Origin of the sequence: Pseudomonas sp. PA-4-8C, from assembly GCF_021606625.1 — a bacterium.
In the GTDB taxonomy this organism is placed as follows: domain Bacteria; phylum Pseudomonadota; class Gammaproteobacteria; order Pseudomonadales; family Pseudomonadaceae; genus Aquipseudomonas; species Aquipseudomonas lactis.
The window spans coordinates 1-12,634 of sequence record NZ_WKCD01000013.1; the positions used below are offsets into that span (position 1 = coordinate 1).

General features: G+C 61.4%; 9 protein-coding genes and 1 pseudogene. 1 reads left to right on the top strand and 9 read right to left on the bottom strand.

Annotated features, from left to right (window positions below):
* The 5 genes from GIW04_RS04230 to GIW04_RS04250 all read right to left on the bottom strand — a co-directional run.
* The coding region (locus tag GIW04_RS04230) for an AMP-binding protein (RefSeq protein ID WP_236478934.1) at positions 1 to 1,125 on the bottom strand (1,125 nt) is incomplete at its 3' end.
* Positions 1,126 to 1,269: 144 nt separating this feature from the next.
* Entirely contained in the window at positions 1,270 to 2,037 is a 768-nt protein-coding gene (locus GIW04_RS04235; protein ID WP_057005322.1) for an SDR family NAD(P)-dependent oxidoreductase, read from the bottom strand.
* On the bottom strand, positions 2,037 to 3,209 hold the full coding sequence (locus GIW04_RS04240; protein WP_057005323.1) for an acyl-CoA dehydrogenase family protein: 1,173 nt from the start codon (positions 3,207 to 3,209) through the stop codon (positions 2,037 to 2,039). Before GIW04_RS04240 ends, GIW04_RS04235 begins: the two co-directional genes overlap by 1 nt.
* Positions 3,210 to 3,261: 52 nt before the next feature.
* Entirely contained in the window at positions 3,262 to 3,618 is a 357-nt protein-coding gene (locus GIW04_RS04245) for a DUF6285 domain-containing protein (RefSeq protein ID WP_057005324.1), read from the bottom strand.
* On the bottom strand, positions 3,615 to 4,673 hold the full coding sequence (locus GIW04_RS04250) for a phosphotransferase family protein (RefSeq protein WP_057005325.1): 1,059 nt from the start codon (positions 4,671 to 4,673) through the stop codon (positions 3,615 to 3,617). The genes GIW04_RS04245 and GIW04_RS04250 overlap by 4 nt, the downstream gene beginning before the upstream one ends.
* 244 nt (positions 4,674 to 4,917) lie before the next feature.
* On the opposite strand from GIW04_RS04250, the gene prpR reads away from it, so the two are divergent.
* Entirely contained in the window at positions 4,918 to 6,873 is a 1,956-nt protein-coding gene (gene prpR / locus GIW04_RS04255; RefSeq protein WP_057005326.1) for a propionate catabolism operon regulatory protein PrpR, read from the top strand.
* A 116-nt stretch (positions 6,874 to 6,989) separates the two neighbouring features.
* Here the strand turns inward: prpR and GIW04_RS04260 are convergent, their stop codons facing one another.
* The 4 genes and pseudogenes from GIW04_RS04260 to GIW04_RS04275 form a co-directional block, all read right to left on the bottom strand.
* Positions 6,990 to 8,408 (bottom strand): IS1182 family transposase, encoded by a 1,419-nt coding sequence (locus GIW04_RS04260; RefSeq protein WP_057005327.1) that lies wholly within the window; start codon positions 8,406 to 8,408, stop codon positions 6,990 to 6,992.
* Between the two features lie 464 nt (positions 8,409 to 8,872).
* Positions 8,873 to 10,118: pseudogene (locus GIW04_RS04265) on the bottom strand (OprD family porin).
* Positions 10,119 to 10,300: 182 nt separating this feature from the next.
* Positions 10,301 to 11,455, bottom strand: a complete 1,155-nt coding sequence (locus GIW04_RS04270; protein WP_057005328.1) for an iron-containing alcohol dehydrogenase — start codon at positions 11,453 to 11,455, stop codon at positions 10,301 to 10,303.
* A gap of 17 nt (positions 11,456 to 11,472) precedes the next feature.
* On the bottom strand, positions 11,473 to 12,627 hold the full coding sequence (locus tag GIW04_RS04275; RefSeq protein ID WP_057005329.1) for an iron-containing alcohol dehydrogenase: 1,155 nt from the start codon (positions 12,625 to 12,627) through the stop codon (positions 11,473 to 11,475).
* Between the last annotated feature and the right edge of the window lie 7 nt (positions 12,628 to 12,634).

A 12,634-nucleotide genomic window follows, 5' to 3' on the forward strand; every position in this document is an offset into this window, starting at 1 on the left:
ATCAAGTACCGTGGCGTCTTCAAGCATCGGGTGGGCTACACCTTGGCGGCTCATGAACTGGGCGCGGGCCTCCAGTGGCATTTCGTCAAGGCCCGGCTGCCACAAGCAGAGGGTGCTCGGCCCGTAGCTTTCGGTCATACCGTAGGCGTGGGTGATGCTGAAGCCTCGCGCTTCCATGGCGGCTATCACCACGCTGGGCGGCGCCGCGCCCCCTGTGATCACCGCTACAGGCTGACCGGTGCGCCGCTCGAACTGCTCCTCGGCATGGATCAGCATCGACATCACCACCGGCGCCACACTCATATGGGTGACACCATGCTCGGCGATGGCCGCATAGATCGGCGCGGTCTGCACCTTGCGCAGGCAGACATGGGTGCCGCCAGAGAGCGTGACCGCCCAGGTATGGCTCCAGCCGTTGCAATGGAACATCGGCAGCGTCCACAGGTACACGCTGCGCGGCCCGAGCTGGAAGATCAGCGCACCGGCGCAGGCGTTGAGGTAAGCCCCACGGTGATGCAGCAGCACCCCCTTGGGATCACCGGTGGTGCCTGAGGTGTAGTTGAGGGCAATTGACTGCCATTCGTTTTCCGGCAGCGAAAGCGGCCGCTTGCAATCTCCCTGGGCGAGGAACGCCTCGTAGTCCAGTTCGCCGATCAGTTCACCGCCACTGGACTGTGTATCGTCGATATCGACCACCAGCGGTCGCGTTTCCAGCAGTGCCAGCGCCTCGCGCGCAGTGGCCCCGAATTCGCGGTCACAGATCAGCAGCTTGGTAGCGGAATGGCGAAGGATGAAGGCGATACTCTGCGCTTCCAGGCGCGTATTGATACTGACCAGTACCGCGCCTGCGCCAGGCACACCGTAGTGCGCCTCCAGCAGTTCCGGCACGTTCGGTGCGAGTACCGCAACGCGGTCACCGGGGCGAACCCCTACCCGCTCCAGTGCGCTGGCCAGGCTACAGCTGCGTTGATGCAACTGCCGGTAGGTGTAGCGACGCGCGCCGTGAATCACCGCGTCCCGCTCTGGATAAATGTGCGCGGCGCGCTTGAGGAACGAGACCGGCGACAGCGGCACATAGTTGGCGTCGTTGGGCGCCAACTCGGCGTCGAACATCGAAGGCATCATGACCACTCCCCCGTTGCCACTCGGGCGCTGTCGAAACGATGGGCGGGTACGGCACTGTGATGTGAATACATACAATCCTCCTGACCGTTATCGGTCTGTTGTTCTTCTGGCGAAGCGACACGCATGCGGCATACGGCATACGGCTTACAAGCTGCTGCAGAGATGTCCTCCATCAACCACGATTTCTGCCCCGCTCATCGCCTTGCCGGCATCCGAAGCCAGTAGCAACAAGGCTCCATCCAAGTCAGCCGGCAGATTGAAACGACGGCTCGGAATGCGCGCACGCAGCTTTTCTCCGGCTTCACTGCAAAGGAATTCTTCATTCAGCTCGGTCATTACGTAGCCGGGAGCCAGGGAATTGACCCGGATGCCGTGGCGCGCCAGTTCCAGCGCCATGGCGCGGGTCAACTGAGCCAGTCCGGCCTTTGCTGCAACGTACGGGCTTACCGCACCGGCCACGCGGCTGGCGAGAATGGACGTGACATTGATCAGGCTGCCGCCCCGCCCGCCTTGCACCATTTGCCGCGCCGTTTCCTGGGCGACTATCCAGGCACCTTTGAGGTTGGTATCGAGAATCCGATCCCAGCCCTCATCGTCGTAGGCCAGCAGGTTTTGGCTGTCGCTGACGCCGGCGTTGTTGACCAGAATGTCCAGCGGGCCGATTTCATCAAGGCAGCGACAGACGTCGTCGCGGTGGGTCACGTCGAGGGTGAATGCCTTGGCATGGCCGCCAGCCGCTTCGATCTCCTCCACCAGGCTGCGCAACGGCTCGCTGCGCCGCGCCGCCACGGCCACTTCAGCGCCGGCCGCCGCCAAGGTCAGGGCAAAATGCCGACCGAGCCCGCTGGATGCGCCAGTAACCAGGGCGCGCCGGCCGTCGAGGCTGAAAAGATGGGCAATAGAAGGCTGCATCAGTGCGCTCCTACGCGGCGGTCGAGAAGTTTTTTCGCCAGGCTCATGCGGTGCACTTCGCTCGGGCCGTCATAGATGCGAAACGGTCGAATGTCGCGGAAGATCCGTTCGACCACGGTCTCATCGGTTACCCCTCGGCCACCAAGCACCTGCACGCAACGATCAACCACCCGCCACAACGCTTCGGAGCTGATCACTTTGGCCATGCTCGAATCGACATTGGCGCGCTGCCCTTGATCAAGCACCCAGGCGCAATGCCAGACCGCCAGGCGCACGACGTGCAGGTCCATCATGTTGTCCGCCAGCATGAAGCCAACGCCCTGATGCTCGCCCAGCGGCTTGCCAAAGGAATCACGGGTACGGGCGTAGTCGCAGGCGATGTCATGGGCGCGTCGGGCGGCGCCAAGCCAGCGCATGCAATGGGTTAGCCGGGCGGGCGCCAAGCGCACCTGGGCATAGCGAAAGCCCGCGCCGATCTCACCCAATACATCACTGGCCGGCACGCGCAGGTTGTCGAAGCGCAACTGGCTGTGACCACCAGTGAAGCAGCTGTCCAACGAGTTCATCTGCCGCTCGTGGATGATGCCGTCGCGGTTCATGTCCGACAGAAACATCGTCGCGCTGCCGTCTTCCATACGCGCCATGATGATCACGAAACCAGCACCATCGGCCCCAGTGATCAACCATTTGCGGCCGTTGATCAGGTAGTCGTCGCCATCGCGGGTGGCCGTGGTCCGCAGCATCGAAGGGTCGGAACCCGAGCCCGGCGCCGGTTCTGTCATGGCGAAGCAGGAGCGTATGCGGCCCTGTACCAGCGGACGCAGCCAGCGATCCTTTTGCGCCTCGGTGGCGACCACATCCATCAGGTGAATGTTGCCCTCGTCAGGCGCGTGGATATTCAGCGCCACCGGTCCCAACGGCGAGTAACCGGCTTCTTCGAAGACGATGGCTTTGGCAGCATGGCTAAGCGCCTGGCCACCCATCTCGCGGCTGGCATGGGGCGTCAACAGTCCGGCCGCACGGGCGCGCTCGATCAACTCCTGGCGCAAGGCTTCGCTCGGGCCATGGGCGGTCTGCCGTGGGTCATTTTCCAGCGGGATCACCTGCTCGGCGATAAACAGGCGGGTCTTTTCCTGCAGGGCGAGCAATTCATCGGGGATAGTGAAGTTCATGGCTGTCCTTGTGTTCTAGGCTCGGTGCGGTGTTTGGAAAGTGCAAGCGCACTCAAGGCAGCGCCTTGGGATTGCTGATCGCCAAATGCGCGAGGGTTGTCTGTTGCAGCACCTGCAGTAGCTGAGCTTGTTCATCTCCAGCGTCGAAACGACCTTCGCGGATCGCGGCGACCAGGTGCTGACGCGCAAGCTCAAGCGACAGCTGCGGATCATTCAGCAGTGCACGCAGGTGCTCGCCCTCCTCGGCGTCGGCGCGACTGCCGGCGTGATACTCGCGGACAGCGATGGCCATCGCGTTGGCCACCATCAACGTCAGGTAGCGCTTATCGGCGGGCAGTTCGGGGAGCAACGTCTGTAGCAGGGTCTGGCGAGCGATTTCCAGCAGCTCGCGGGCATCGGGGCGGTTCATCGGGCACCTCCGGTGGTCAGGCGCAGGATTTCCAGCTCCAACTCGGGCAGCAAACGCCCGGTCAGTGCTAACTCAAGCGACGGCTCTTCACCGCAGAGGTGGCGTTGCGCTTGTTGCAGGGCGATCACCGCCCAGCGCAAGGTCGCCATCACTTGCCAGTAATTCAGTTGTTCACGGTCGATGTGCAGCGTGGACACCTCGCGGTAGCCGCGTAGAAAGTCCTCCAGCGGGCCGATGCCCCCCGCTTCTAGGTCCGGTCGGGCGAATCGCCAGCAACGTGCGCTGAACCAGCCGATGTCTTCCCGCGGATCGCCCCAGCCGGTGAATTCCCAGTCGAGTACCGCCTGCAAGCCTTCTTCGCTCGCCAGGTAGTTACCGGTGCGGTAGTCGCGGTGCAGCAAGCACACCACACTGTCACTCGGCGCATTCAGTTCGCACCAGCGCAGGCCCCACTCCAGCACTGGATGGGCAAACGCGTGCTGGTCGAGGAACGCGCGGTAGGCAGCGATGGCGGCGAGTGCCGGCGGCGTGCTCGGTACCGGCAGAAATTCCAGTTCTGCACTTGGCGGGCGTAGTTGATGCAGCCGCGCCAGGTTGGCCCCCAGCTCAGCGGCCAGTTGCGGATTGCCTCCGCTAGCGCATCGGCCAGTGAGCAAATGGCCGGCTGCGATCCCGGAAACCATTTCCATCAGAAAGAATGCGCGTCCAATCACTGCAGTGTCGCGACACAACCACAGCGGCCGAGGCACTTTCACGCCGGCCCGATGGACCCGACTCAGCACCGCGAACTCTTCGGCACGGCTGAGACTGGCCGGTAGCGCGGAGACTGCATCGCTGCGCAGTACCCAGCGTTGCACGCCGGCCCAGGGGCCACCGTCGACCTGCAATTCGAGCAACCAGTTTTCCTGGATCGCACCGCCTGAAAGCTGCTTGCGCTGCAGGATGACCACCCGATGCGCCTCGGCCTGCTCTCGGATGAAAGCCAGCAGGCCTTCGTCATTCGCCACGTCGCTGCGCACGCCAGCTGCTTGAGATGCTGCGTTGAGACTGCTCATCAATCAATTCGCCCTGACTTTTGGATTTTTTATCGGGAGTTGCTTATGGCGTGTTAGCTATAGCAACTGCCGGGCCAAATCCTAACAGGCCTTCGTCAATCAAGCGCAAAGCCCCGCCATGCCTGGGCTGCAGCAGCTCACTTGAAATGCAGGGTGCATCACCACGCTGAATATCCGTTTCACTATCGAGACAAATCTGTTCAACTATGAAAAATAATTTCATATTTGAAATGAGGAGTTGTGCATGTCACTGCCCCGTGCGCAAATCGTCGTGCTGATCAGCCACCTGCAACGTCCCAATCAGCAGAGCCGACTGGCGCAAGTGGTTGAGGGGTTGATGGGTGACTACGCCGATGAGACCAACATCAAGGTGCTCGACACTTCGGTGGACGAAGCGCTTCAGGTCGCTTGCGAGCTGGAGCGGCGCGGTGAAGTCGACGTGTTCGTGTGCGCAGGCGCAACCGCTGCCTACCTGCGCAAGCATCTGACCCGCCCGGTACTGTCGATGCGTATCAGCGGCGCTGACCTGCTGCACGCACTGGAGCAGGCACGTTCGCACTCCTCCCAGGTGGCACTCCTGAGCTACAACCGCACCAACGTGGAACTACAAGCAATGGCCGCGCTGTTCACCGTACAGATCCATCAAGCGGCCTACACCACCCTTGAGGAGGCGCGGCAGGCGGTGGAAAAGATGGCCAGCCTCGGTTGCCGCAGCATCATCGGTTCGTCCACTGTGCTCGAAATCGCGGAGCAGGCCGGTCTGCATGGCGTACTATCGCTGAGCGCCGAGACCGTCCGCAAAGCCCTGGAGGAAGCGCTCGGCATCCTGCACAGCCAACGCATCGAAATCGCCAAGCGCCAACATTTGAATGGTGTTTTGCAGCACATTCCGGCCGGTGTGGCTGCGGTGGACAACCAAGGTATCGTGCAATCGCTCAACCCGGCACTGGCGTTGCTGCTGGACCTGCCAGTGAGCGCCGCGCTCGGTCGGCCCTTGCAAGAACTGTGTCCGGCGCTGGACCTGGAGCAAGCGCTACGCGATGGCATCGGTGAAGAAAACCAGGTCATGCGCCTCGGCACACATCAAGTGGTCAGCAACTTGCTGCCGATCCTGGAAAACGGACAGCGCACCGGCATGGTGTTGGTCTGTCAGGACACCACAGCAGTACAGCGCGCCGACCAGCGCATTCGCTCCTCCCGCCGCCCGGGAGCGTTCGCCGCCAAATACCGACTGGAGCAGATCAGCGGCAACAGCCTGGCCAACCGTGAACTGCTGCACTTGGCCGAACGCTATGCGCTGACCAACTCGACCATCCTCATCACCGGCGAGAGCGGCACTGGCAAGGAGCTGCTGGCCCAGGGCATCCACAACACCAGCCATCGCCCGCATGGGCCTTTCGTGGCGATCAACTGCGCGGCGTTTCCGGAGTCGCTGCTGGAGAGCGAGCTGTTCGGCTACGAGGAAGGTGCGTTCAGCGGCTCGCGCAAAGGTGGCAAACCCGGTCTGTTCGAGGTAGCGCATCGCGGGACGCTGTTCCTCGACGAGATCGGCGACATGCCAGTGTCGCTGCAGACTCGTCTGCTTCGCGTGTTGCAGGAACGCGAAGTGTTGCGCCTGGGCGGCACCGAGCCGATATCCATCGACGTGCGGGTCATCGCGGCCACCCATCAGGACTTGCGTGGAGCGATTGAGGCCGGACGCTTTCGCACCGACTTGTATTACCGGCTGAACATCCTGCGCCTGCAAACCCTGCCGTTGCGCGAGCGCCCTGAGGACATCGCGCTGATAGCCCGCGGCATCGTCCAGAGCCTGCTGGTCAGCGGCCAACCGCGAGGTGCGGGTGCGCTGCCCCCGGCGTTGTTGCCGTACCTGATGGCTTACGCCTGGCCGGGCAACGTGCGCGAACTGGAGAACATCGTCGAACGCGCAGTGCTCTCGGCCAAGGAACTGACGCAACACGGCGAGATCGACGAACAACGCCTGGCGCGCCTGCTTCCCGAGCTCTTCGAGCAGCGAAAAGACCCATCGGCCATGCCGCCGGCACCGACGCAGAACCTGCGTACGCTAAGCAAGACGGTGCAATTGAACCATGTGCGCCAGACGCTGGACGACTGCCAGGGCAACCTGGATGAGGCAGCCCGCCGTCTAGGCATCAGCCGCACGACACTCTGGAGAAGGTTGCGCAACGAGCGCAGTTGAAAACAAAAAAAGCACCCTAACAGACTGTGTGAAAACACACTGAAGGCCAGCCCAACAAACGCCCCGACTTGTTCGGGGCGTTTGTTTTTGTGCGAACGACAGACGAAAAAAGGCCTTTAGCCCATTAGCGCCATCAACTGGCGGGCTCCGAGCACGCTAATTGCGCGTTTTAGGTTGTAGGCGTTCACTGCCAGGGCCATTTCCGCTCTCGCTCCATCCAGTTGGCGCAACAGGAAGCGAGCGTTGCCAAACACCCATTGCTTCAGGTTGCCGAAGGGGTGTTCAACGATGGATCTTCGGCTGGCCATCATCTGCGGATGGGCCAGCATTCGTTGCTCCATTCGCTCAAATGCTTCCTCATGGGCATGACGTGAGATGTAGCGGCGTTGAGCGCCAGTGCATCGGGATTTGAGCGGGCAGGCAGCGCAGCCGCTGACATCTGCCTGATAGATCCGATCACCCTTGTTGCGCTGCTTGAGCGTCAACCACTTGCCCGCCGGGCATTGATAACGATCGTGTTCGGCTTCGTAGGTAAAGTCTTTGCGCTCAAAGAGTTCCTCGCCGCCTGGGTTGACTGAGCGATTAGGTGGCACATAAACCGTAATTGCAGCCTCCTCGTAGGCCTGAAACTGCTGGCCGTTTGAATAGCCGGCATCGGCCGTCACGCTCAAGGCATCTTGTTCCAGGTATTCTTTGGCGGCCTTTGCCATTGGCTCCAGTTGTTTTCGGTCGTCGCCGTCCTGGGTCACTTCATGATGCAGAATCAGGCAATGTGCGGCATCCACGGCGCTCTGCACGTTGTAGGACACACGCGGCCCCTTGGGCGTGCGCATCATGCGGGCATCGCTTTCATGGGTGTTGAACTGCTCCAGGCCCATCGAATTCATCAGCGCCTGGCAGCTCTGATTGTCCTGCTGCCGAACTTCAAGCTGCGCCAGTGCTGTTTTGATCGCGCCGCGATCAATCACCTCTCCCGCCTCGGCCTTGTCGGCCTCATCCAGTTCCGCCAGATACTGGGCTATGCGCTTGTCCAGTTTCTCTTCCTGACGCTTGAGTTGCTTGAGGTTCATGTGGCGCCGCGAGGAAGCGACCGCCTGAAACTTACTGCCATCGATGGCCACCAAGTCACCTGCGATCAGGCCTGCCATGCGGCAAAACCGAACGAAGGCGCGACACGTCGCCACAAAGGCGAGTTTGTTGTTTTTACGAAAGTCAGCGATGGTCTTGAAGTCGGGTTTGAGTCGGTTGATCAGCCACATCACTTCGATGTTGCGCTGGCATTCGGCTTCGAGCCGCCGCGATGAGCGGATCCGCTGAAAATAGCCGTAGAGGTAGAGTTTTAGCTGATCGGCAGGGTCATAAGAGGGGCGACCGGTGCTTTTGGGAAGCGCTTTATCAAAACCCAGTTGCACCAGATCCAGCTTGGCGACGTACAGGTCAATAACCCGGACGAGGTGATCCTCAGGGATCAACTCTTCCAGCGAGACCGGGAATAGACTGGTCTGGCTGCGGGACTCTCCTTGGATGTAGGCCATAACGAAAAATGCTCCGTATCTTTCGATACGGAGCATTTTCTTTGAGCGCTGCGCAGATTGCTAGGTTTTCACACAGTCTGCTAAGGTGCTTTTTTTGATGTCGCTATCTATAACGACCTGCATTTGAAAACGCCCCGACCTGCAATCAAGGCGCTTTTCGACCAGGATTAACTGCGACTGTCCGGTCCTGCAAACCAGCATTAATTGCGAATGAACCTGCACTGATCCGCGCCGACCTGCATTCCATTGTCGCCAACCAGCATTAGGGCTTTATTCATGTGCCCTACTTGCCCAGCCCGCGTAGACCCTGGGCAACCTTCGATGGCACTGGAAGCGCTGGTGAAAGGTTTGCGGATCGCCGCGCTCACCGCGTGGAATACGCAACAGGATCTGGTGGCAAGCGCAGGCCAGGTCAGTTGAGGCAACGCTGTTGCTGATCCAAACAAAAGAGCGTCTAACCGCGCTTATAGCGCCGAGAAGGCGTAGCTGATAATCAGACGGTTCTCATCGAACTCCAGGCTGCTGTAATCGCGACGCAATGTGCTGTTGCGCCATTTCAGCGACAGGTTTTTCAGGCTGCCACTCTGGATCACATAGGCCAACTCACTTTCCCTGCCCCACTCCTTGCCGTCGCTCACAGTCGCGGTGTGCACGTCTTCACCGCTGATGTAGCGGTTCATCAGGGTCAGGCCAGGAATGCCGACACCGGCGAAGTTGAAGTCGTGACGCAACTGCCAGGACCGCTCCTTGGCGTTGTCGTAACTTGAGTTGTAGCTGTCGTTGGCCAGGGTGCCGCCGCTGGTGCCATTGACGCGCATCCAGGCGTTGTCGCCGCTGACTTTCTGCAACCCCAGGTAAAAGGTGCTGCTGCCGTACTTGGCCGAGAGCATGGCGGAGGCGGTTTTGTTGTCCAGCTCCCCTGCCCGTTTGCTGCCGCTCTCCTTGCCGATGAAGTAGCCAAGATTGGCGCCCAGCACCCAGCTACCCACCGCTTGGCTGTGCACCAGGTTGATGAATTGCTGGTTGTAGATGTCCTTGAGCTCGGCATTCCACAGGCCAATCATGGTTTGCTTGCCGTTGAAGCTGTACTCGCCACCGGCAAAGTTGAAGCGGTCGGAGGTAACGCCGCCGACACCGGTCATCGACATGTCGTCCATGCTTGCGTCGTTGCGCGGGCTGTTACCCCGGAACTGCCCGCCATACAGGGTCAAGCCGTCGATTTCCTGGGAGGTAACCTGGCCTCCCCGGAAGGTTTGCGGCAGGGCGCGGCCGTCATCGGAACGTAGGATCGGCAGTACCGGCATCCATTCGCCGACCTTCAGTTCAGTTTTTGACAGCCGAGCCTTCAACGCCACGCCCAATCGCCCAAAATCATCGGCAGGACGGCCATCCTCATGCACCGGTAACAATTGGGTGTTGGTCGGTGCCGCGACCACCATCGAGCTTGAGCGCATACAGCCCCAGCACGTCGACACCGAAACCCACCGTCCCCTGGGTAAAGCCGGACTTGGCGTCCAGGATAAAGCTCTGGGTCCACTCCTCAGCCTTGCTCTGCGGATAAGCCGGATTGGTGAAGTTGCGATTGATGTAGAAGTTGCGCGCCGTCAGGCTCGCCTTGGCGTCCTCGAAGAAACCCTCGGCCAGGGCCGGAAAGGCAAACACGGCCAGCGCCAGTCCGAGAGCATGGGTGCTCACGACAGGTGTAAGCATGCGGATAGTTTTACTGCTGCAGTTCATTATTTTTATTCTCATGGTTAAAAAGCGCACAAAACCCTCCCCTCTGCGTTGACAGACGAGGTGAAAAAAGGGAGGGCAAGCTGATACGGCCCCTCAAATTAGGGTGCGTACCCCTTCAGTACACCGCCTGTTAGCAGGCGATGCGCGTCAGTCGGTTAGAAGATGCTGCGGTAGAGGGCTTCTACGTCCTGCTCGGTCATGTCCTTGGGATTGCTGTCGATCAGGCGACGCAGGTTCAGCACCACCGCGTTGGCCATCTCGGCGAGGGCGGGTTCGTCTACCTCGAGTTTCGACAGGCGGGTTTCCAGGCCGCTGGCGGCCACCAGCGTTTCAATGGCCTGGACAAACGCTTGCGCGGCATCGGCCTCGTGCTCGAAATGGCGATCAGGCAACAGGTACGCCGCCAGCTCCGCGTATTGGCTTTGCGCCGCGCTCAGGTTGAAGCGCAGCACCGGCGCCATCACCAGGGCATTGGCGTGGCCGTGGGGAATGTGAAAACGCGCCCCCAGCGGATAGGCCAACCCATGGATCGCCGCCACCGAGGCGTTGACGAAAGCCATGCCCGCCATCAGCGAGCCTTGCAGCATCGCCGTACGCGCCGCTACGTCCTGACCGTTGGCCAGCACTTTGCGCAGGTTGGCGCCCAGCAACCCCAGGGCTGCGGTGGCCAGGCCATCGGCAATAGGGTTCTTGCGGGTGCGACTGGTGTAGGCCTCGATGGCATGAACCATGGCGTCCAGGCCGGTGGCAGCGGTGACCTTGGCCGGCAGACCGAGTGTCAGCAGCGGGTCGAGCACCGCCACGTCCGGCATCAGTTGCGGCGAATACACCGCTTGCTTGCGCTGTTGCTCGTCAGTGATGACGGAGACCCAGGTCACTTCCGAGCCGGTGCCTGCCGTGGTCGGCACCAACACCAGCGGCACCCGCTGCCCCTGGGCTTTGTCGGTGCCATACAGATCTTCCAGGGGCTGTTCGCTGTTAATCAGTAAAGCCACCAGTTTGGCGGCGTCCAGGGAACTGCCGCCACCGAGGCCCAGCACGCCATCGGCCTTGAATTGACGTGCCTGCTCGGCGGCCTCCTTGACCACGGCGGACGACGGATCGGGAACCACTTGGTCGAACACAGTGACCGCGCAGCCAGCCGCTTCCAGCGCCGCCTGGGCCTTGCCTGCAAAGCCGAGGCTGACGATGCCCGGATCGCACACCAGCATCACCCGTTGTGCACCGAGGCCCTTGAGTTCCGTGCCCACGCTGTGCAACGCGCCCGCTTCGCAGACAATGCGCGGCACGCTTCTGAATTCATAATTCATCGGTCAATCCTCTCTGTTTACAGCACCGAGGCATAAATGGCGCGGGCATCGTCGCGGGTTACCGGACGCGGGTTATTGATGAGCAGGCGCTCGACCTTCATCGCGTCATCAGTCAGGCGATCCAGGTCGTCGGCAGTCACGCCCACGTCCCGCAGCCGCTGGGCAAATGGCATGCGTTCCACCAACCGGGTCATGAACTCAATGAAGGCATCGCAGGCCAGTGCCTCGCTGGCAAAGCGCTGCCCCGGCAGCACCGCCGCCGCCAGTTGCGCGTACAACGCCGAGGCTGCGGGACGATTGAAGTTCAGCACCGGCACCAGCACCAGGGCGTTGCTCAAACCGTGGGGTACATGGAAGTGGCCGCCCAACGGATACGCCAGCGCATGCACCGCCGCCACCGGCGAGTTGGCAAAGGCCATGCCCGCGAGCATCGAGCCCAGGAGCATGTCGGAACGGGCCTGCAAATCACCCGGCTCGGCCAGGACCCGATCCAGATTGCCCGCCAGCAGGCGCAACGCCTGCACTGCCAGGCCATCGGACAGCACATTCTTCTTGTGCACGCTGGTGTACGCCTCGATGGCATGGACCATGGCATCGACACCGGTCATGGCGCTGACGGCAGCAGGCAAGCCAACGGTCAGGCGGGCATCCAGCAGCGCGATATCCGGATACAACAATGGGCTGACCACGCCCTTCTTCTCATGACTGGGGGTGGTGACAATCGCCACCGCCGTCACTTCCGAGCCCGTACCCGCCGTGGTCGGCACCTGGATCAATGGCAAGCGCGGGCCTTGGGCCAGGTTGATACCGTAGATCGACTCCAGCGCCTGTTCGCGGCCACAGAGCAAGGCCACCAACTTCGCGGTGTCCAGGGAGCTGCCGCCACCCAGGCCGATCACTGCTTGGGCACGGCAGTTACGCGCGGCATCCACCGCGTCCTGCACCGATTCCGACGGCGGATCGGCCTGCACATCGCTGTACAGCGTCGCTTCGACCCCGGCTTCGCGTAGGGCCCGCAAGGGTGCATCCAGCAAACCGGCGCGCAACAGCCCCGGATCGCTGACCAGCAATACCCGCTCGGCCTTCAGCTCGCGGCACAAGGTGCCCAGGCGTAATGCGCCATCGATCTCGCAAATCACCCGAGGCGTGGTTTCAAAGTTAAACGTCGACATTTATCTG

Bases quoted from the DNA above. Each gene is read 5' to 3' on its own strand.
- GIW04_RS04235 (WP_057005322.1), bottom strand. From the start codon at position 2,037: ATGCAGCCTTCTATTGCCCATCTTTTCAGCCTCGACGGCCGGCGCGCC.
- GIW04_RS04240 (WP_057005323.1), bottom strand. From the start codon at position 3,209: ATGAACTTCACTATCCCCGATGAATTGCTCGCCCTGCAGGAAAAGACC.
- GIW04_RS04245 (WP_057005324.1), bottom strand. From the start codon at position 3,618: ATGAACCGCCCCGATGCCCGCGAGCTGCTGGAAATCGCTCGCCAGACC.
- GIW04_RS04250 (WP_057005325.1), bottom strand. From the start codon at position 4,673: ATGAGCAGTCTCAACGCAGCATCTCAAGCAGCTGGCGTGCGCAGCGAC.
- prpR (WP_057005326.1), top strand. From the start codon at position 4,918: ATGTCACTGCCCCGTGCGCAAATCGTCGTGCTGATCAGCCACCTGCAA.
- GIW04_RS04260 (WP_057005327.1), bottom strand. From the start codon at position 8,408: ATGGCCTACATCCAAGGAGAGTCCCGCAGCCAGACCAGTCTATTCCCG.
- GIW04_RS04270 (WP_057005328.1), bottom strand. From the start codon at position 11,455: ATGAATTATGAATTCAGAAGCGTGCCGCGCATTGTCTGCGAAGCGGGC.
- GIW04_RS04275 (WP_057005329.1), bottom strand. From the start codon at position 12,627: ATGTCGACGTTTAACTTTGAAACCACGCCTCGGGTGATTTGCGAGATC.